The sequence below is a fragment of the Bordetella sp. genome, assembly GCF_057362025.1.
In genome coordinates, this window is sequence record NZ_JBMQQZ010000103.1 from 21,944 (window position 1) to 41,608 (window position 19,665).

General features: G+C 66.6%; 15 protein-coding genes. 11 read left to right on the top strand and 4 right to left on the bottom strand.

Going from position 1 to position 19,665, the window contains the following annotated elements; translation table 11 throughout:
* Window positions 1-243: 243 nt before the first annotated feature.
* The 3 genes from ACO1P8_RS23575 to ACO1P8_RS23585 all read left to right on the top strand — a co-directional run bounded on the left by ACO1P8_RS23575 (window position 244) and on the right by ACO1P8_RS23585 (window position 3,537).
* Window positions 244-1,689, top strand: a complete 1,446-nt coding sequence (locus ACO1P8_RS23575) for an MFS transporter (protein ID WP_486298270.1) — start codon at window positions 244-246, stop codon at window positions 1,687-1,689.
* Between the two features lie 178 nt (window positions 1,690-1,867).
* On the top strand, window positions 1,868-2,428 hold the full coding sequence (locus tag ACO1P8_RS23580; RefSeq protein ID WP_486298271.1) for a DUF4232 domain-containing protein: 561 nt from the start codon (window positions 1,868-1,870) through the stop codon (window positions 2,426-2,428).
* Between the two features lie 152 nt (window positions 2,429-2,580).
* Window positions 2,581-3,537: a tripartite tricarboxylate transporter substrate binding protein gene (locus tag ACO1P8_RS23585; protein WP_486298272.1), complete on the top strand. Its 957-nt coding sequence runs from the start codon at window positions 2,581-2,583 to the stop codon at window positions 3,535-3,537.
* A gap of 79 nt (window positions 3,538-3,616) precedes the next feature.
* On the opposite strand, the gene pdxR is transcribed toward ACO1P8_RS23585, so the two are convergent.
* A complete protein-coding gene (gene pdxR / locus ACO1P8_RS23590) occupies window positions 3,617-5,032 on the bottom strand; it encodes a MocR-like pyridoxine biosynthesis transcription factor PdxR (RefSeq protein ID WP_486298273.1) in 1,416 nt (471 codons plus the stop codon).
* A gap of 147 nt (window positions 5,033-5,179) precedes the next feature.
* On the opposite strand from pdxR, the gene ACO1P8_RS23595 reads away from it, so the two are divergent.
* From ACO1P8_RS23595 to ACO1P8_RS23620, 6 genes are all read left to right on the top strand, one after another.
* Window positions 5,180-6,283 carry an ABC transporter ATP-binding protein gene (locus ACO1P8_RS23595; protein WP_486298274.1) on the top strand — a complete coding sequence of 368 codons (1,104 nt, stop codon included), beginning with the start codon at window positions 5,180-5,182 and terminating at the stop codon, window positions 6,281-6,283.
* Entirely contained in the window at window positions 6,283-7,371 is a 1,089-nt protein-coding gene (locus ACO1P8_RS23600) for an ABC transporter ATP-binding protein (RefSeq protein ID WP_486298275.1), read from the top strand. Before ACO1P8_RS23595 ends, ACO1P8_RS23600 begins: the two co-directional genes overlap by 1 nt.
* On the top strand, window positions 7,368-8,258 hold the full coding sequence (locus ACO1P8_RS23605) for a carbohydrate ABC transporter permease (RefSeq protein WP_486298276.1): 891 nt from the start codon (window positions 7,368-7,370) through the stop codon (window positions 8,256-8,258). Before ACO1P8_RS23600 ends, ACO1P8_RS23605 begins: the two co-directional genes overlap by 4 nt.
* The gene (locus ACO1P8_RS23610; RefSeq protein WP_486298277.1) at window positions 8,251-9,063 is read left to right on the top strand and encodes a carbohydrate ABC transporter permease; all 813 of its coding nucleotides are present in this window, start codon (window positions 8,251-8,253) and stop codon (window positions 9,061-9,063) included. The genes ACO1P8_RS23605 and ACO1P8_RS23610 overlap by 8 nt, the downstream gene beginning before the upstream one ends.
* 10 nt (window positions 9,064-9,073) lie before the next feature.
* Entirely contained in the window at window positions 9,074-9,382 is a 309-nt protein-coding gene (locus tag ACO1P8_RS23615) for a DUF2160 domain-containing protein (RefSeq protein ID WP_486298278.1), read from the top strand.
* 112 nt (window positions 9,383-9,494) lie between these two features.
* Window positions 9,495-11,225, top strand: a complete 1,731-nt coding sequence (locus ACO1P8_RS23620; RefSeq protein ID WP_486298279.1) for an ABC transporter substrate-binding protein — start codon at window positions 9,495-9,497, stop codon at window positions 11,223-11,225.
* 114 nt (window positions 11,226-11,339) lie between these two features.
* Here ACO1P8_RS23620 and ACO1P8_RS23625 read toward each other — a convergent pair whose 3' ends face one another.
* Together ACO1P8_RS23625 and ACO1P8_RS23630 are read right to left on the bottom strand one after the other, a co-directional pair.
* Entirely contained in the window at window positions 11,340-12,788 is a 1,449-nt protein-coding gene (locus ACO1P8_RS23625; protein ID WP_486298280.1) for a short-chain fatty acid transporter, read from the bottom strand.
* 57 nt (window positions 12,789-12,845) lie between these two features.
* Complete coding sequence (locus tag ACO1P8_RS23630) at window positions 12,846-16,442, bottom strand: molybdopterin-dependent oxidoreductase (RefSeq protein ID WP_486298281.1); 3,597 nt, start codon at window positions 16,440-16,442, stop codon at window positions 12,846-12,848.
* Window positions 16,443-16,570: 128 nt separating this feature from the next.
* Between ACO1P8_RS23630 and ACO1P8_RS23635 the strand changes: the two genes are divergently transcribed.
* Window positions 16,571-17,482 (top strand): LysR substrate-binding domain-containing protein, encoded by a 912-nt coding sequence (locus ACO1P8_RS23635; RefSeq protein ID WP_486298282.1) that lies wholly within the window; start codon window positions 16,571-16,573, stop codon window positions 17,480-17,482.
* Window positions 17,483-17,525: 43 nt separating this feature from the next.
* Here the strand turns inward: ACO1P8_RS23635 and ACO1P8_RS23640 are convergent, their stop codons facing one another.
* On the bottom strand, window positions 17,526-18,629 hold the full coding sequence (locus ACO1P8_RS23640; RefSeq protein ID WP_486298283.1) for a mandelate racemase/muconate lactonizing enzyme family protein: 1,104 nt from the start codon (window positions 18,627-18,629) through the stop codon (window positions 17,526-17,528).
* A gap of 220 nt (window positions 18,630-18,849) precedes the next feature.
* On the opposite strand from ACO1P8_RS23640, the gene ACO1P8_RS23645 reads away from it, so the two are divergent.
* Complete coding sequence (locus tag ACO1P8_RS23645) at window positions 18,850-19,653, top strand: SDR family NAD(P)-dependent oxidoreductase (protein ID WP_486298284.1); 804 nt, start codon at window positions 18,850-18,852, stop codon at window positions 19,651-19,653.
* The last annotated feature ends 12 nt before the right edge of the window (window positions 19,654-19,665 follow it).

Here is a 19,665-nt window from a genome sequence, read left to right on the forward strand (position 1 = left end):
GTCCCTGAGTGCGGTCCTCGCCATGAAGGTTCCGCCGCATCCGGCGCGCGCCGGTACCGTTGGGCGGATGCGTGCGGAAGCCCCGATATGCACCTGACATTCCGCTGACGGCAATGCGCGACCCTGTGCCCAGCAGGGGCATGGGGTGCCCTTACTGCACCGCAAAATATACTTCCGGCCTCGCATCTTTCACGGCAAGGCGGCGCGCCGGTGCGCTGTCCGATCCGTCGTGTCGACCGTCTAATGACCGCTTCCACTTCCCACGCACGGCTTGGCCGGGCGGGCCTGTACCTGTTGCTGGCGGGCCAATTGCTGCCCATGATCGATTTTTCCATCGTCAATGTCGCGCTGGACGCGATGGCGCGGTCGCTGCATGCCAGCGAGATGGAACTGGAGCTGATCGTTGCCGTTTATGGCGTCGCTTTCGCGGTCTGCCTGGCAATGGGGGGACGGCTGGGCGATAACTACGGCCGCCGGCGTGTGTTCTGGTGGGGCGTGATGCTGTTCACGGTGGCTTCGCTGCTGTGCGGATTGGCAGGACAGGTGTGGGTGCTGCTGGCCGCACGGGCGCTGCAGGGGGTGGCCGCGGCGCTTGCGGTGCCGCAGATCCTCGCCACCATCCACGTCAGCCTGCGCGGCCCGGAGCACTCGCGGGCCCTGGGTCTATACGGGGCGATAGGCGGGCTGGCCTTCGTGGTGGGCCAGGTGCTGGGCGGCCTGCTGGTGTCCCTGGACCTGGGCGGCCTGGGCTGGCGCAGCGTGTTCCTGATAAACCTGCCGATAGGGCTGCTGGTGATGGCCTATACCGGACGCTGGCTGCCCGAAACGCGGTCCTCGCATCCTGCCCGCATCGACTGGCCGGGAACCGCGCTGCTGGCGGTGCTCATCCTTTCCCTGCTGATACCCGTGGCGCTGGGGCCGGTACTGCATTGGCCCTGGCAATGCCTGGCGATGCTGGCCGCGGTGCCTTTCCTGCTGTATGCGCTCTGGCGTACCGAACTGCGGCAGGAGCGCCGCAAGGCTTTCCCCTTGTTGCCGCCTTCCTTGTTGCGCCTGTCCAGCGTGCGGTTCGGCGTTTGTATCGCCGTGCTGTTTTTCTCCAGCTGGAGCGGCTTCATGTTCGCGATGGCGCTGACGCTGCAGGCGGGCGCGGGCATGTCGCCATTGTCGTCGGGCAATACCTTCATCGCCATGGGGACCGCGTATTTCGTCGGTTCGCTGATGACCAGTCGCGCGGTCTCGCGCTTCGATAAGGCGCCGGTATTGATCTTCGGCTGCCTGGTGCAGATGGCCGGCGTGCTGGCGCTCATGTTCACGTTGCGCGCGGTATGGCCGGAACCCACCGTCATCAATCTGATGGCCGCGACGATTCCCATCGGTTTCGGGCAGGCTTTCATCGTCGGATGCTTCTTCCGCATCGGTTTGTCGGAGGTCCCGTCCGAGCATGCGGGGGCTGGCAGTGCCACGTTGTCGACCGTGCAGCAAAGCGCGCTGGGCCTGGGGCCGGCCATTTCGGGTTCGGTGTTGACGCATTTCCTGGCCGGGCCGCAAGGGAATTATCTGCGTGGGGCCAGCGGCGTCCTCATCATGGAATTCGTCGTGGTGGGTTTACTCGTACTGGCCACGATGGCCTATGAGTGGCGCCGCCGTGTACGCCGGACGGCGCTGGCCGGCGCGGCCGGCGAGTAGGCCGCCAGGGGCCCCGGCTGCGGCGCATCCCCACGCATCGGTGCGTCTGCCGCTGCGCGCCAGGCGATACGTGTAATTTCCGAAAACAGAACGTATCCTGGCGGCGGTCGCCGCGCGCCCGTAGGCATAATGCCGGTTGATCACGCGTCCGCGAACCGCAGGATGGAGCCATCGACCCATGAAACCGGCATCTTCGTTTCGTACCCAAGGCCTTGCGGCGTCTTGCCTGGTGCTATGCGCCACATTGGCGACGGCTGCCGCGCGAGCGGCCGAGCCCACCTGCGACCCGGCCCAGCTGTCCTTCGCCGCGGACAGGGAAGGCGGGCAGTTCGACGGTACCTCGCATTCCGGTACGCTGGTCGTGCTGCGCAATCTGGGGCCGAACACCTGCACGGTTCCGATGCGTCCGGAAGTGGGTTTCCTGGACGGCGCGAACAAGCCCCTGCGGGTTTCCGCGCAGTCGTCCATCGGCATGCATCCGGGCCCCGTCATGCCGCAAGTCGCCATACCCGTCGGAGCGGAACTGACCAGCGGCGTACGCTGGGTGTCCGGTGATGTGTACGGCGATCCCAAGCAGCCCGGCAATTGCGTGTCGCCGGCCTTTATCACGCTGACGCTGGGCGCCCGCGTGTTCGTGACCCCGTTCACGACCCGATTGTGCGGTCCCGCGGGTAAACCTCCTTCCTATTCCGCCACGCCGCTGCATCGCGATCCGCCCTACGTCCCCGCGGCACGTTGATTCGGCGCCGTTCGGGTCCGATCGGCGATTGCACCGTCGCCGGCATCGCGCGCGGCACGACGCCGGCGCGCGGCGGCTGCCGTCCGGCGGGGCGGGCGTGTGCGATCGGCCATAATGCATCTCCAAGAGCCGATACACAGGAGGGGATTTCCATGTTCAAGCACTTGATCGCCGGCGCCACGCTGGCCGCGGCCACGTTGGCCGCCCACGCGCAGTATCCCGAGCATGCCATCCGCATGATCGTGCCGTTTCCGCCCGGACAGGCGACCGACATTTTCGCCCGCGCCCTGGCGGAAAAGCTGGGCGCGGAACTGAAGCAGCCCATCATCGTCGACAACCGCGCGGGCGCCGGCAGCAATATCGGCATGGCCCAGGCCGCGCGCGCGCCCGCCGATGGCTACACCCTGGTCATCGCCGGCAGCGCGGCGGCGGTCAACCAGACGCTGTACAAGAAGCTGGACTACAGCCTGGCCAAGGACTTCGCGCCGGTGAGCGGCGTATTTTCGGTGCCGCTGATGTTCCTATCCAACCCGCAATCGGGCATCAAGACGCTGGGCCAGCTGGTGGAGCGGGCCAAGGCGCATCCGGGCGAACTGGCCTACGCCAGCGCCGGCGTCGGCGGCACACAGCATTTGTCGGCGGAAATGTTCAAGGCGGCCGCGGGTATCGATCTGCGTCATATTCCGTATAAGGGCAGCGGGCCGGCGCAGGCGGATTTTCTGGGTAACCAGGTGCCCTTGATGGTCGATTCCGTCACCGCCGGATTGCCTCATGTGCAAAGCGGCAAGGCCATCGCGCTGGCCGTCACCACCGCCCGCCGATTGCCCCAGTTGCCGAATGTCCCCACGGTGGCGGAGTCCGGCTATCCCGGCTTCCAGGCCATCGGCTGGGCAGCCGTACTGGCACCCAGGGACACGCCGGCGCCCATCGTCGATTCTCTCAGCCAGCGCATCGGTGCCATCCTGAATTCGCCCGCGATGCAGAGCTATCTGCGCGAGCGCGGCGCCGAACCGATGGCGATGACGCCCGCCCAGACCGGGACCTTCATCGATGGCGAAATCGTCAAGTGGGGGGCGGCCGTGAAATCGTCCGGAGCCGAAGTGGATTGATGCCGACCGCCGGCGTCGTTCCTTATCGGCGCCGGCATGGATCCGCCGCGATGCGGCGTTCCGCACGCGGCGTTGTCATTCAGCCGGCTTCGTCGATCAAATCCAGCAGGGTACGGCAGTCCGCTTCAAGGGTGGGCTCCGAGACATTGCTGACGGCCAGCATCAGTCCGGGCCGGGGCGGCAGCGATACGTACCAACTGGACAGGGCGCCGGGCGCGATGCCCCGGTCCAGCGCGCGCCGGGCGATCTCCACGTCATCGGTGCCGTCCGGCAGCGCCAGTCGCACGGCCAGACCCGCCATGGCGGTGCTTGCCTCCAGCGGAAGACGCGCGAGGCAGGCACTCAAAGCGTCGCGCCTGGCCGCATAAAGCCGTTTCATGCGGCGCAGGTGCCGCAGATAGTGGCCCTGGCGGATGAATTCGGCCAGGGCCACCTGCGTGGTGGAGGAGGGGGCTGGAGCAAGGCAGGCGGCCACCTCGGCGAAATGGCGCGCCTTGCCGGGCGGGACGACAATGAACCCCAACCTTAGCGCCGGGCTGATGGTCTTGCTGAAGGTGCCGATGTGCAGGACGCGGCCGGCGCCGTCCAGCGCCGCCAGCGCGGGCGCGGCGCGGCCGCGCAACTGCAGTTCGCTGAGGAAATCGTCCTCGGCCACCCAGCCGCCCTGGCGCGCCGCCCAATCCAGCAGCGCGCGGCGTCGGGCGGGCGTCATGGTGACGCCCAGCGGGGCCTGTTGTCCCGGCGTGACCACCGCCAGGGCGGCCTCCGGCGCCATGCGCAGGCCTGCGTCGACGTCCAGGCCCTGCGCATCGACGGGTACGTGGGCCAGTTTCATGCCGGCCAGGGCCAGTGCGCGCCGGGTCAGGGGGAATCCGGGGTCTTCCATCCATGCCGTCCGGCCTTCCAGGCCCAGGGCGCGTATGGCCAGATTCAAGGCGCTGCCATAGCCGGCGGTGATCAGCACCTGTGCCGGCGAGCAGGCCACGCCGCGCGCCAGTGCGAGGTAGGCCGCGATCTGTTCGCGCAGGCGCGGTTCGCCGCGCGGATCGGGATAGCCCATCGGTCCGGTGGCCAGCTCGCGCGCGGCCTGGGCGAACAGGCGCGTCCAGACCGTGGCCGGAAATGTGTCCTGGCCCGGCACGCCCATCTGGAACGTCATGGGCGGGGCCGAGAAACGCGGAATCATGTCGGGCAAGGGCGCGGTGTCGGCGGGCGGCGGCGCCGGCGCCGCCGGTACGCCGTGGCGCGAGACGAAGGTCCCGGCCGCGCCGGCGGGAACCAACAGTTGTTCGTCGATCAGGCGCTCGTAGGCCGCGCGTACGGTACCGCGCGCGACCCCCAATTGCGCGGCGAGATCGCGCCACGAGGGCAGGCGCGCGCCGGGAGCCAGCCGGCCGGCGCGTATGGCCTGACCGATGGCGTGGTGGATCTGCCCGGCCAGCGGCATGCGGGCCTGGCGATCGATGGCGATTTGAAAGTCGTCGGGGGCTACCATGCTTGCGGCCTGGGCGAAGTTCTTCTATGCGCCGATCGTACATAAATTCCGCTCGGCCGGTCCCGGCGTTGTCTTTCCGGCGCGCTTTCTGTACAAAAGCAGGAAACGATATGAAAGCTAACAGGCAGCTTTTCGTCAGGAGACACGATGCGGCTGATGCTGGAAGGCATTCGACGAGACGCGGGATCACAAGTCCTGCTGTATCCGATGAGCCTGGCGCCTGAACCCGGTGCCATGACGGTCCTGCTGGGGGTGACCCAGGCGGGCAAGACATCCCTGATGCGGATCATGGCCGGCCTGGACCGGCCCAGCCAGGGTACCGTGCGGGTCGATGGCGCGGACGTGACACGCGTTCCCGTGCGCGAACGCAACGTCGCCATGGTGTACCAGCAATTCATCAACTATCCCTCGAAGACGGTCTACGACAATATTGCCTCGCCGCTGCGGTTGCGCCGCGCGCAAGGCGTGGACGGCCGCGTCAGGGCAATGGCCGGGCGGCTGCATATCGAGCATCTGCTGGACCGGTATCCCGCCGAATTGTCCGGCGGACAGCAGCAGCGGGTTGCGCTGGCGCGTGCCCTGGTGAAGGAAGCGCCCCTGGTCCTGCTCGACGAGCCCCTGGTCAACCTGGACTACAAGCTGCGCGAGGAGTTGCGCGACGAACTTGGCGAACTCTTCGAGAACGGTCGATCCACCGTGATCTACGCCACCACGGAACCTGCGGAAGCCTTGCTGCTGGGCGGCCATACCGCGGTGCTGGACGCCGGAGAGCTCTTGCAGTACGGCCCCACCGCCGAAGTATTCCATCGGCCGCGCTCCATCCGCGTGGCGCGCGTATTCAGCGACCCGCCGATGAACCTGCTGCACGCGCGGCGCAACCCGACGGGGTTCACGCTGCGGGACGGCCTGCGCGTGCCCAGGAAATTGCCCGCCGGCGATGCCGATGGCGCCGTCATCATGGCCGGCTTGCGCGCGGGCGCGCTATACCTTGACGAACGGCCCGGATGCGTGGCCGTGCTGGGCACAGTCGAGCTGGCGGAGATCTCCGGTTCCGACACCTTCGTGCATACCGCCACGGCGGCCGGTGACCTGGTGGCGCAGCTGACCGGTGTCCATCGCTTCGCACTGGGGGAAGCGATACGCCTGTACTTCGATCCGGGGCAGACCTACGCTTTCGATGCCGCCGGCGAGCTGCTGGCCGCGCCTGCGTACCGCGCCGCGCCGATGGGCGCGAAGGTGGGAGCGAACTGATGGCGAGCATCGAGCTGGACCTGTCGCATTCCTATGTCGCCCACCCCGCCAAGGAAGAAGATTACGCCCTGCTGCCGCTGCAATACACGTTTCGCGATGGCGGCGCCTATGCCCTGCTTGGTCCTTCGGGATGCGGCAAGACCACCTTGCTGAATTGCATTTCGGGCCTGCTGCGCCCGTCGTCGGGGCATATCCGCTTCGATGGCCGCGATGTCACCGGGCAGACGCCGCAGCAGCGCAATATCGCGCAGGTCTTCCAGTTCCCCGTGGTCTACGACACCATGACCGTGGCGGACAATCTGGCCTTTCCGCTGCGCAACCGCGGGGTGCCGCAAGACCGCGTGCGCGAGCGGGTGGGGCGCATCGCCGAAATGCTGGAGTTGTCCGCGGTGCTGGACCGCCGCGCCCGCGGCCTCGCGGCGGACGCCAAGCAAAAGATCTCGCTCGGCCGCGGGCTGGTGCGCAGCGATGTGTCGGCCGTGCTGTTCGACGAGCCGCTGACCGTGATCGACCCGAACCTCAAGTGGGCGCTGCGGCGCAAGCTGAAGGAGATCCACCAGGAATTCAAGTTGACGCTGGTCTACGTCACTCACGACCAGACCGAGGCGCTGACGTTCGCCGACCAGGTGGTGGTGATGTCGCGCGGCAAGGTCGTGCAGGTGGGCACGGCCGACGACCTGTTCCTGCATCCCGCGCATACCTTCGTCGGCCACTTCATCGGTTCGCCCGGGATGAATTTCCTGCCGGCCAGCTGGGACGAGGGCGGTGTGCGGATAGGCACCCGCATCCTGCGCCATGCGCCGGCGGACACGGCCGGCGCGCTGGCCGGCGCGGGGACGTTCACCCTGGGCATCAGGCCGGAGTTCGTTCGCGTGTGCCCGCCAGATACCGCGCACGCCATACCGGTCGCGATCACGCGCCTGCAGGATATCGGAACCTATCTGCTGCTGGCCGGCATCTTCGAGGGCAGGACCGTGCGGGCCCGCCTGCCGCTGGATTGCGACGTCGGTGCGCCAGGGTCCATCGCCTGGCTTTCCGTGCTCAATCCGCACAGCTGCTTTTACCGCGACGAGGAACTGATCCGATGAAGCCGATCAATCAGAAAGCCTGGCTGCTGGTCCTTCCCGTGGTGGTGTGCGTGGCCTTTTCCGCCATCCTGCCGCTGATGACCATCGTGAATTACTCCGTCCAGGACATTATTGCGCCCGACCGCCGGGTTTTCGTCGGCACGGAATGGTTCGCGTCGGTGCTGCAGGATCCGGAACTGCACAACGCGCTCTGGCGCCAGGTCGGCTTTTCGCTGGCCGTCCTGCTGGTGGAAATCCCCCTGGGCATCCTGGTGGCGCTGTGCATGCCGGCCTCCGGCTGGCAGGCGTCGGCGGTGCTGGTCATCGTCGCGCTGTCGCTGCTCATTCCCTGGAACGTGGTCGGCACGATATGGCAGGTATTCGGCCGGACGGATATCGGGCTGCTGGGTGCCACGCTGTCATGGCTGGGGTTCAACTACAACTACACGGGCGACGACCTGGACGCCTGGGTCACCGTGCTGGTGATGGATGTCTGGCATTGGACGCCGCTGGTGGCGCTGCTGTGCTATGCCGGCCTGCGGGCGATCCCGCAGGCGTATTACCAGGCCGCCCGCATCGACGGGGCGTCGCGCCTGGCGGTGTTTCGCTATATCGAATTGCCCAAGATGCGCGGCGTGCTGATGATCGCGGTATTGCTGCGTTTCATGGACAGCTTCATGATCTACACGGAGCCTTTCGTCCTGACCGGCGGCGGCCCGGGCAATGCCACCACCTTCCTGTCGCAGTACCTGACGCAGAAGGCCGTGGGGCAGTTCGACCTGGGGCCGGCGGCGGCCTTTTCCATTGTGTACTTCCTGATTATCTTGCTGCTGTGCTTCATCCTGTACAACTGGATCCAGCGCGCCGGCACGTCCGGCACCGTGGAAGAGGAGAACGCCCATGCGTGACAAGCCCGTTTTCTGGCGCAGGGCCTTCCTGATCCTGTACCTGCTGTTCGCCATCCTGCCGCTGTACTGGATGCTGAACATGTCGTTCAAGCCGAATAGCGAAATCGTCGGCGCATTGACGCTGTGGCCGCGCGAATTCACGCTGCGGCACTACCACACCATCTTCACCGATCCGGCATGGTATTCGGGCTACATCAATTCGCTGATCTACGTCGCCATCAATACCGTCATCTCGCTGGCGGTCGCCTTGCCCGCGGCCTACGCGTTCTCGCGCTACAGCTTCATCGGCGATAAGCATGTGTTCTTCTGGCTGCTGACCAATCGGATGACGCCGCCGGCCGTCTTCCTGCTGCCCTTCTTCCAGTTGTATACGTCGCTGGGATTGATGGATACGCATATCGCCGTGGCGCTCGCGCACCTGGTGTTCAACGTGCCGCTGGCGGTATGGATACTGGAGGGCTTCATGTCCGGCGTGCCGCGCGAGATCGACGAGACCGCCTACGTGGATGGCTATTCCTTTCCGCGTTTCTTCCTGACGATATTCCTGCCTCTGATCAAGGCCGGCGTGGGCGTGACGGCTTTCTTCTGCTTCATGTTCAGCTGGGTGGAGCTGTTGCTGGCCCGCACGCTGACTTCGGTCAACGCCAAGCCCATCGTGGCCACCATGACGCGCACCGTTTCGGCCGCGGGCATGGACTGGGGCGTGCTGGCCGCCGCGGGCGTGCTGACCATCGTGCCGGGTGGCATCGTGATCTGGTTCGTGCGCCGGTATATCGCCAAGGGTTTCGCGATGGGCCGGGTATAGGGAGGCGACGATGTTCGACTGGATGGTGTGGACGACCCCGGTCGCCGTGTTCTTCGGCTGCGTCGTCTTGATGCTGGCCGGCATGACGGTGTGGGAACTGCGTAGCCCGACGCGCTTGCGCAAGGGATTCCTGCCCATCGCGACCACGCGGGGCGACCGATTGTTCATCGGTCTGATGTGCGCCGCCTGGGTAAACCTGGCTTTCGTGGGAATGGGGGAACGCTTCATGACCTGGTGGTCGCTGGACGAGCCGCCGTCGGTATGGATCGGTTTCGCGATCTCGATGCTGGTGTTGGCGCTGGTCATGCGCAAGGGATAAATAAAGTCCGGCCTGCCATGCCCGGGCCGCGACGAATTCATGGACCACGGCCTTCGCCTTCCCCGGCCGCGTCCGCAGCATCCCGAGGGAGGGCTTATCGAGGAGACAGCTCATGAAATTGCGCATGCATGCCGTGGCGGCCGCCATCGCCCTGATCGGATCGTCCGGTGCCTGGGCCGGGGCGCCCGAGGCGCAGAAGTGGATCGATACGGAGTTCCAGCCCTCGACGCTGTCCAAGGACCAGCAGATGGCCGAAATGAAGTGGTTCATCGATGCGGCGGCCAAGCTGAAGGCGAAAGGCGTCGACGAAGTGAATGTGGTGTCCGAGACCATTACGACGCATGAATACGAGTCCAAGACCCTGGCCCGGGCTTTCGCGGAGATCACGGGTATCAAGGTAAACCACGACATCATCCAGGAAGGGGATGTGGTCGAGAAGCTGCAAACGTCGATGCAATCGGGCAAGTCGATCTACGACGGGTGGATATCCGATTCGGACCTGATCGGCACGCATTACCGCTACGGCGCGATTTTGCCGCTATCGGATTACATGAACGGTTCGGGCAAGGAATACACCAATCCGGGCCTGGATCTGAAGGACTTCATCGGCGCGCGATTTACCACCGCGCCGGACGGCAAGCTGTACCAGTTGCCGGACCAGCAGTTTGCCAACCTGTACTGGTTCCGGGCGGACTGGTTCGCCCGCAAGGATCTGCAGGACCGCTTCAAGGCAAAGTACGGCTATGACCTGGGGGTACCCACCAACTGGTCGGCGTACGAGGACATCGCGGACTTCTTCACCAATGACGTCAAGGAAGTGGACGGCAAGCGCGTGTACGGCCACATGGACTACGGCAAGAAAGACCCGTCGCTGGGCTGGCGGTTTACCGATGCCTGGTTGTCCATGGCCGGCACGGCTGACAAGGGCCTGCCCAACGGCATGCCGGTGGATGAATGGGGCATACGGGTGGCGGACGACAAGTGCACGCCGGTCGGCGCGTCGATGGAGCGTGGCGGCGCCACCAACAGCCCGGCGGCGGTGTATGCGTTGACGAAGTACATCGATTGGATGAAGAAGTACGCGCCGCAGCAGGCGACCGGCATGACGTTCTCGGAGGCGGGGCCCGTGCCCGCCCAGGGTCAGATCGCGCAGCAGATCTTCTGGTACACGGCATTCACGGCGGATATGACGAAGAAAGGGCTGCCGGTGGTCAACGCGGACGGCACGCCGAAATGGCGCATGGCGCCTTCGCCGTATGGCCCCTACTGGAAGGATGGCATGCAGAACGGCTACCAGGATGTGGGTTCGTGGACCTTCTTCAAGTCCACCAATCCCGACCGCATGGCCGCCGCCTGGCTGTACGCGCAATTCGTCACGTCCAAGACCGTGTCGCTGAAGAAGTCCATCACCGGGCTGACATTCATCCGGGACAGCGACATCCACAGCGACTTCTTTACCAAGAACGCCGATAACTATGGTGGCCTGATCGAGTTCTACCGCAGCCCGGCGCGGGTGGCCTGGACGCCGACCGGTACCAACGTACCGGATTATCCCAAGCTGGCGCAGCTTTGGTGGAACAACGTCGCCACTGCCGTAACCGGGGAAAAAACGCCGCAGCAAGCCATGGATAGCCTGGCCAACGAAATGGACCAGGTCATGGCGCGATTGCAGCGCGCCGGCATGGCGCACTGCGCGCCCAAGCTGAACCCGCGCAGCGATCCGTCGAAGTGGCTGTCGGACCAGCATGCGCCCTGGAAGAAACTGGCCAACGAGAAGCCCAAGGGCGAGACCATCGCCTACGACAAGCTGCTGCAGGCGTGGAAGGAGGGTAAGGTGCGCTAGCCGGCGTTCGCGCGGGGGGAATGCCGGTTCCGACAGGCATCCCCCCCGCCGGACGCCGGTCTGCCTTGATCACCGGCGCCCGCACGGCTGGGGGCTTTCTTTATGGCGCGGCGGTCACGGCATGACCGGGGGCTTGTATTCCAGCGTGGCGGCCAGCGCCCACAGCATGATCAGGACGATGGGCGCATGCACGATCAGCTGCGTGAAGGTGAAGCCCACGACGTCGCGCGCGCGCACGCCCAGCACGCCCAGAAGCGGCAGCATCCAGAACGGATTGATCAGGTTGGGCAGCGCTTCGGCGGCGTTGTAGACGGTGACCGCCCAGCCCAGGTGGACGTGCAGGTCGTTGGCGGCCTGCATGACGTACGGCGCCTCGATGATCCACTTGCCGCCGCCGGACGGCACGAAGAAGCCCAGCACGGCGGAATAGATGCCCATCAGCGCGGGGAACGAGGCATGCGAAGACACCGACACGAAGAAGGCGGACAGCATATGGGCCAGCGTGTGGCCGTCCGTGCCGGCCGCCTTGGTCAGCATGTAGGCGACGCCGCCGTACAGCGGGAACTGGATCAGTACGCCGCCGACCGACGGCACGGATTTGGCGATGGCATTCAGGAAACTGCGCGGCCGCCAATGCAGCAGCATGCCCAGCATCAGAAACACGAAGTTGTACGTGTTCAGGTTGGAGATCGCCAGGATGGCGTCCTTGGAGGCGAATTCGTTGACGATCCAGGTTGCGCCCAGGGCCACGAGCAGGATGGTCAGCACGGGGCTGTATTCCAGCCAGTCGCCGGGACGCGACGGCGGGGCGACTTTCTCGATGGACACGCCCAGGTCCACGCCCAGGTCTTCCGCCGTCACGGCCTTGTCTCCGCGCGGCGCGGAATAGAAGGCGATGATCATGGAGGCGATGGTCAGCACGGCCGCGATGGCGAAGGACTGCCACAGGAAAATCGTTTCCGTGAAGGGAATGACGCCGGTGATTTTCAATAGCGCCGGCGGCAGGCTGGCCGGGTTGGCTTGCAGCTGGGCGGCCGACGAACTCAAGCCCAGGGCCCAGGTGGCGCCCATGCCCAGGTAGGCGGCGGCGCCTGCCGCACGGTAGTCCATGCGCAGTTCCTTGCGGCGCGCCAGCGCGCGTACCAGCAGGCCGCTGAAGATCAGGCTGATGGCCCAATTGAGCAGGGATGCCAGGATGCTGATCAGGGCGACATAGCAGATGGCGCCACGCCCCGATTTGGGATGGCCGGCCAGCCAGGCGATGAGCCGGGCAGCAGGTGGCGAGGCTGCCACGACGTAGCCCGAAATGGCCACGATGGCCATTTGCATGGTGAAGGGAATCAGCGTCCAGAACCCATTGCCGAAGGCCAGGCCCACGCTCTTGGCGGACGCGCCGTTGGCCATGGCGCCCAGCGCGACGACAACCACGGCGATGACCGCGAAGATATAGGCGTCCGGGAACCACTTCTCGGACCAGCGCGTGACCGATGCGGCCATGCGCTCCAGAGCGCCGCCGTCCTGCGCGGGCGCGGCGCCGTTCTTGATGACAGATTCTGCTTTCATGATTTCCCCTTGTTCATTCGTGGCAAAAGACTTTCGTAAACACTTCCGTAAAAAAAATCAGGCGTCCAGGACCAGATCCGTGGTGGGCACCGCCTGGCAGGTCAGGCACACATCGGGGTCCTCCGGTTCCGCGCCATGCAGGTGGCGCACCTGGCCCTGGACGATTCTTACCGCGCAGCTTTCGCATTGACCCACGCGGCACCCGCTGGGCAAGGACAAGCCCAGGCCTTCGGCAAAACCCAGCAGGACGCCGCGAGCCGCCGACCACGCGGCTTCGGTGCCCGAACGCGCGAAACGAACCGCATACCGGCGCGATGGATCCACGTCGACACGCGCCGGCGAGCGGAAGATTTCGCTGAAGATATCGAAGGCGGGCACGCCGCGCGCCACCAGGCCTGCCGTGATCGCCTGCATCATGGGCGCGGGGCCGCACAGGTAGAAGCGCGCGCGCGCCTGGATCGAGCCGTCGTCGACCGCGTCGGCTGTCGCGAAGCGGCCTGCCGCGCCGGGCAGGTCCGGCGCATCGCTGTAGTAGCGGCGCACCGTCAGGCGGGGTAGCCGGGCCGCCAGCTCCGCGATGTGGCCGGCATAGGCTTCGCTGTCCGGTGTACGGTTCGCATAGTGCAGCTGGACAGCCGGCATGCGGTCGCGTTCCTCCGCGGGCTGCGCCGCCAGGGACCGCAGGTAGGCCATGAATGGCGTGATGCCGATGCCGCCCGCGAACAGCACCACCGGCTGCGGTGACCGCAGCGGCAGGATGAAGCTGCCGGAAGGCGCTCCCAGTTCGACGCGGTCGCCTACGCACAGGCGGGTATGCAGGTGCCCCGACATATGGCCGTGCCATGGGGTGCCGGCGTCGGTGATGCCTTGCTGGCGGCGTACCGCGATGGTGTAGCGCTCGCGCGCCGCATCCTGTGCCGCGTCGACCAGGGAATAGGCGCGCGTGATCGGCTCGGGCGACGCGTTCGCGCCGTCTTGCGGCGGTGCGGCCAACCGCAGCGTGATGTGCTGTCCGGGCTGGGGGTCGGGCAGGCCTTTGCCGTCGACCGGCGCGAAGGCGATTTCCAGGACATCGGGGCTGCGCGGCGTCAGCGCGGTCACCCGGAACGCGCGCAGACCGGTCCAGGGGCGGCGGTCGGGATCGCTGGCCGGGTCGCGCGCGATATCGCAGGCAAAGGCGCGCATGGGCACCGATCCGCTGACCGGGTCGGCGGCATCGGCACGGATCAGCGCGTTGTAGTTGCTGCTGCATTGACCTTGCAGGGGATAGCCGTCCCGGCCCAGTTCCGGGCAGGCCTGCCACCAGCCGTAGTCGGCCACCGCGACGTTTTCCTGGAGGTCCGGCTGCAGCTGGGCGACGAAACGGGCCTGGCCGGCGCGTGTGCGCACGCGCACCCAGTCGCCCGCCGCGATGCCGCGGCGGGCAGCCAGTGCGGGATGCAGGCCGATGCGCGGCAAGGTGTCGCGCTTGCGCAAGGACACCAGGGAACGATGCTGGCTGTGGCAGTAATAGCCGCTTTTGGCGGTGGTCAGGACGACGGGATAGTCGGCGTCGCCGCCGCCGGGCGCCTCCGCCGGTTCGCGGTGGACGGGCAGGGGGTCGTAGCCGTGCCGCAGCAGGCGTTCGGAATAGAGTTCGACCCGCCGCGTTGCCGTGGCGAAGCCGGCGACCGGCGAGGGCCCGGCGCAGGGCGGCGTGTTTTCAGGCGTGGTGCCCGGAAGGTCGTGGGCACGGCTGTGGTCCGGTTCGTCCCCGCCGCCGGATGCGCCGGCATACTTGCGGTCATGGTGTGCGAGCGGCAGGCGCATGCCGCCATCGGCGGCGCGCAGGTCCGCCGCCGTAATGCCCAGCGGGGCCAGCATGTGGTTCCAGCCTTGCTCCAGGCTGCCGCCGAAGAACAGGTCGGCCATGCCGAGCCGGCACGCCAGGTCGAAGACGATGTCGTTGTCCGAACGCGATTCGCCGCGCGGCGATACCATGCGCGGCCGCAATTGGATGCGTTCCTGGGCTTGTGGCGTGATCTCGAAACCGACGCGCAGGCCTTCCCGTTCCCACGGCGTGTTGATGGGCAGCAGGATATCGGCATAGCGCGCCGACGGCGTTTCGAACAGATCGCAGTGCACGTGGAATTCCAGTGCCTGCAGGGCCTGCCTGCCCATGTCCACGTCGGCCTGGGACACCAGGGGATTGGTGCCGAACGCCATCATGGCGCGGACGCGGTACGGTTTTGCGTCCAGGATCGCCTGGTACATGTCGCGTGCCGTGATCCAGCCCTGGGCTGGCGGTCCCAACGGACGCTGGGACAGACCCAGCGCCTTGGCGCGCTGTTCCGGCGCGATCAGATCCATGCCGTTCACCGTCGCCACGGGTTGCGCGGGGTAGACCCGGTTGCCGCCCGGGATATCGAAACTGCCGGTCAGCGCATAGAGCACGGCGACGGCACGCTCGGTCTGCGTGGCATTGCCCTGCTGGCCGATGCCGGTCCACGCGTAATAGGCCACGCTGGGCGCATCCGCGATGAGTCGCGCGGCCGTTTGCAGTTGGTCCGCCGGTACGCCCGTGACGCGCGCGACGTGTTCGGGCGTGTAGGCCGCGCAATGCGCGGCCAGCAGGTCGAAGACCGGCCGGCAGCGGATGCTGCCGCCGTCGCGCAGGGGGATTTCGTATTCTCCGCGCAGGGCGTGGCGCGCGCCGCCTTGGGCGGCGGCCGCAAAGCGGGTGTCGTAGGGCACGGGGGTTCCGGCCTGGCCGTCCCAGGCGACGAAGGCGTCCTCGTCACCCGGTACGCCGGCGCCGTTCCGACGATGGGAACCGTCCCGGCCCGACGATCCGGCGTTCGCGGGCCGTACCGCCAAGTCGCCCACACGCAGGAATCCGCCCGTGTCGCCGCGAACCAGCAGCGGTGCGTTCGTCCAGTCGCGTACGAACGCGGCGTCGTAGTCCTGGCCTTCGATCAGCAGATGCGCCAGCCCCAAGGCCAGGGCGGCATCGGTGCCGGGACGTACCTGCAGCCAGGCACCCGCCTGCGCGGCCAGCGCGGTGCGCCGAGGGTCCACCACGAGCAGCCGCGCTCCGGCGGCGCGGCCCACGCCCACCGCGTGCGCCTGGGCCAGCCAGGTATTGGCCGGGTTATGGCCCCACAGCAGGATAAGGCCGCTGTTGGCATAGTCGGGCACCGGCATGCCGCAGCCGAAGGTAAACGCGTGGGCGTAGTCTTTGTGCCAGTTGCAGACTTCGGTGGCGTAGCAAATGTTGGGGCTGCCGAAGCCGCGCACGAAGCGCTCGATCCAGTCGATGCTGTCCGACAGCGGCGTGCCGCTGGGCGTGGTGACGCCGAACGCCACGGCTTCGGCGCCGCTTTCGCGCCGCACCGCATCCAGCCGCGCGGCCGTTTCGCGCAGGGCTTCTTCCCAGCCGATGCGTTGCCAGCCGGGGTCGCCGCCGTCCTTGGGCCGCGTGCGGCGCATGGGGTACAGGATGCGATGCGGACTGTGCACCAGTTCGGGCGCCGCGCGGCCCTTCATGCACATCGCCTGGCCGGTGGGATGGTCGGTATCGGGCACGACGCGTACCAGTGCGTCGTCCCGGACAATGTTGCGCGTGCCGCAGCGCGAGCGGCAGAGCGTGCAATAGCCGCGCTTCTCCGTAAGCACCTGCCTTACCCCGATTGTTGTTTTCCGAATGTCGAACGCGGTGATACTAGGGCGAGGCGGGCAATATTGCTAATATAAATTTTTGAAATCGCAATATATACAGCATAAATATAAGAGGATGCGCCGCCATGCAGATCACGCTCCGGCAGTTCGAATACTTTCTGGCGCTGGCCGAAACAGGCCAGGTGTCCAAAGCGGCGCTACGGTGCAATGTGTCGCAGTCGTCGGTGACCATCGCCCTGCGCAACCTGGAGCAGAGCGTGGGCACGCCTCTGTTCGTGCGCCATGCCAAGGGGCTGCACCTGACGGACGCCGGCGAACGTTTCGCCCGCCACGCGCAGAACGTGACGGGGGCCTTCGCGCGGGCGATGGAAGACATGCGGGCCGAACCCGATGAATTGAGCGGTTGCCTGCGCCTGGGCGTGACGGAAACCATCTCTGCCTACCTGATGCCGGCGGTCATTGCCGCCGTGGGGCAGCGCTTTCCCAATCTGCGGCTGGACGTGGTGGAGCGGGACCGCGCCGAGGTGGAACAGGGCCTGCTGGCGGGAAAGCTCGACCTGGCCCTGGCCATCGTCTCCAACCTGACCCGCTTCGACAAGCTGCAATACGACACGATGCTGAAGTCGCCGCGGCGCTTGTGGACGCATCCGGATCATCCATTCCAGCATGCGGACAAAGTGCGCCTGGCCGACGTGGCGCAGGCAGATTACGTGATGCTGGACATGGACGAACACATCGAGACGGTAGGCAAGTACTGGGGGCGCCAGGGCCTGCATCCGCGCGTCCGCTTCCAGAGCCGTTCGCCCGAGGCGGTGCGCAGCCTGGTCGCGCTGCAGCAGGGCGTGACCATCCTGTCGGACCTGGTGTATCGGCCCTGGTCGCTGGAAGGGCGGCGCATCCTGCGCCGCGATCTGAGCGACGAGGTGCCCACCATGGACATCGGCGGGGTGTGGCGCAAGCGCGGCGGACTGGGCAAGGGTGGCGAGGCCCTGATGGGCTTCCTGCATGCTTCCATCAAGGGGCTTGCCCACGTTTAAGGGATCGCCGCGCCACGCCGCGGCCGAGCATCCATCGGACGGCTTAGCGGTGCTCGCTGCGATGGACCTGATACCGCGCCAGCTTGTCCCAGTCCCAATCGATACCCAGGCCCGGTTCGGCCGACGGAATGGCCCGTCCGCCTTCGACGCGCATGCCGGTGCCGGTCACCATATCGAGCTGCGGAATGTATTCGAGCCACCGGCTGTTGGGAACCGCGCAGCAGAGCGCAAGGTGCAATTCCATCAGGAAGTGCGGGCAGACCGGTACGTTGTAGGCTTCGGCCATGTGCGCCACCTTGAGCCACGGCGTGATCCCGCCGATGCGGCCGACGTCCACCTGCACGATGGTGCAGGCGCCGGCCTGCAGATAATCCTTGAACTGCGACAGGCTGTACAGGGATTCGCCGACGGCGATCGGTACCGTCGTCGACGCGCAGAGACGGCGATGGGCATCGACGTCGTCCGCGTGGATGGGTTCCTCGAACCAGGCGACGTCCAGCGCCTCGAAGCAGCGCGCGCGCCGGATGGCTTCGGACAGGCTCAGGCCCTGGTTCGCATCGGTCATCACTTCCCAGCCGGGGCCGACGGCATCGCGTACCGCCGACAGGCGTTGCACGTCCTCGGCCACGTGCGGGCGGCCGACCTTGATCTTGGTGCCGCCGAAGCCTGCCGCCTGCGCACGCAGCGCCTCTTCGACCAGTTGCGCCTCGTCCAGATGCAGCCAACCGCCTTCGGTGTAGTACATCTCGATGCTGTCCTTGGCGCCGCCCGCCAGCCGGTGCAGGGGCAGGGCGGCCCGGCGCGCCCGCAGGTCCCACAAGGCGGTGTCGATTGCCGCCAGCGCGATGGAAGTCAGCGCGCCCACCGTGGTCGCGTGCACCCGGAAGAACAGGTCCCGCCATCGCTTTTCGATGTCGTCGGGTTCGCGGCCGATCAGCATGGGGGCGAGATGGTCGTCGATCAGGCGGGCCACCGACGAGCCGCCGGTACCGATGGTGTAGCTGTATCCCGTGCCGACCATGCCATCGGCATCGCGGATACGTACCATCGGTGTTTCCTGGCATTCGAAACTCTGGACGGCGTCCGTGCGTTTGACCTTGGGCGGCAGATTGACGAGCAATACCTCGACGGAAGCGATGGCGGCCATGCGTGCTCCTGGTGGGGGTGGGACGGACAGCGGAACAGCGGACAGGGTGCATTATGCGGCAGCCCTCCATTCCGCGACGGGCGCGGCCGACCCGCAGCTGACCTTATGGATCAGGGTTTCTACGTAGTTGTAAGGCAAGTTGATAAGCAGATAGGATGCCCGGAAAGCGCTGCCGCAACGGACGGCATGCTGCCTATAACGATGCCCGGAGACGACAGCCATGCCCGATCCCGATGTGCCGCGATTGGCCGATTACCCAGACCTGCGCGGCAAAGTCGTGGTGTGTACCGGCGCCGCCCACGGCATCGGACGCGCCATGCTGGACGCTTTCGCGCGGCACGGCTGCTGCCTGGCGCTGATGGACCTGGACGCCGGCGGTATGGCAACGGCGGCCTCGCAAGTGAACGAACGCCATCCGGGGGTCCAGACGCTGTGCCTGCCGGTTTCGGTATGCGACGATGCCGCGGTCGAACGGGCGTACGCGGCGGCGCGGACGCATTTCGGGCGGATCGACATTACGCTGAACAACGCCGGCGTTTCGATGAACAAACCGACGCTGGAGTTGAGCGGGGAGGAATGGCGGCGCGCGATCGATATCGACCTGACCGGCGTGTTCTATTGCTGCCAGGCGGCCGGCCGCATCATGGTGGACCAAGGCGGCGGCGTCATCGTGAATACCGCCTCGATGTACGGCGTTGTGGCCGCGCCGGAGCGCGCCGCCTATTGCGCGGCGAAGGCGGGCGTCATCGCACTCACCAAATCCCTGGCCGTCGAATGGGCGCGCCATGGCCTGCGCGTCAATGCGCTGTGCCCGGGCTATATCCGCACCCCCCTGGTGGACGACCTGATCGCGCGCGGCGCGCTGGACGCCGGCCGTATCGAGGGCCGCGCTCCCATGGGGCGGTTGGGCTCGCCAGAGGAGATGGCCGAGGTCGCGCTTTTCCTGGCATCGGATGCGGCGCGCTACACCACCGGCCATGCCATGCTGTCGGACGGCGGATGGACCGCCAACGGCTATCTTTGAGGACGCCGCGCC

Coding starts and splice junctions, on each gene's coding strand:
- ACO1P8_RS23575 (WP_486298270.1), top strand. CDS start 244: ATGACCGCTTCCACTTCCCACGCACGGCTTGGCCGGGCGGGCCTGTAC.
- ACO1P8_RS23580 (WP_486298271.1), top strand. CDS start 1,868: ATGAAACCGGCATCTTCGTTTCGTACCCAAGGCCTTGCGGCGTCTTGC.
- ACO1P8_RS23585 (WP_486298272.1), top strand. CDS start 2,581: ATGTTCAAGCACTTGATCGCCGGCGCCACGCTGGCCGCGGCCACGTTG.
- pdxR (WP_486298273.1), bottom strand. CDS start 5,032: ATGGTAGCCCCCGACGACTTTCAAATCGCCATCGATCGCCAGGCCCGC.
- ACO1P8_RS23595 (WP_486298274.1), top strand. CDS start 5,180: ATGCGGCTGATGCTGGAAGGCATTCGACGAGACGCGGGATCACAAGTC.
- ACO1P8_RS23600 (WP_486298275.1), top strand. CDS start 6,283: ATGGCGAGCATCGAGCTGGACCTGTCGCATTCCTATGTCGCCCACCCC.
- ACO1P8_RS23605 (WP_486298276.1), top strand. CDS start 7,368: ATGAAGCCGATCAATCAGAAAGCCTGGCTGCTGGTCCTTCCCGTGGTG.
- ACO1P8_RS23610 (WP_486298277.1), top strand. CDS start 8,251: ATGCGTGACAAGCCCGTTTTCTGGCGCAGGGCCTTCCTGATCCTGTAC.
- ACO1P8_RS23615 (WP_486298278.1), top strand. CDS start 9,074: ATGTTCGACTGGATGGTGTGGACGACCCCGGTCGCCGTGTTCTTCGGC.
- ACO1P8_RS23620 (WP_486298279.1), top strand. CDS start 9,495: ATGAAATTGCGCATGCATGCCGTGGCGGCCGCCATCGCCCTGATCGGA.
- ACO1P8_RS23625 (WP_486298280.1), bottom strand. CDS start 12,788: ATGAAAGCAGAATCTGTCATCAAGAACGGCGCCGCGCCCGCGCAGGAC.
- ACO1P8_RS23635 (WP_486298282.1), top strand. CDS start 16,571: ATGCAGATCACGCTCCGGCAGTTCGAATACTTTCTGGCGCTGGCCGAA.
- ACO1P8_RS23640 (WP_486298283.1), bottom strand. CDS start 18,629: ATGGCCGCCATCGCTTCCGTCGAGGTATTGCTCGTCAATCTGCCGCCC.
- ACO1P8_RS23645 (WP_486298284.1), top strand. CDS start 18,850: ATGCCCGATCCCGATGTGCCGCGATTGGCCGATTACCCAGACCTGCGC.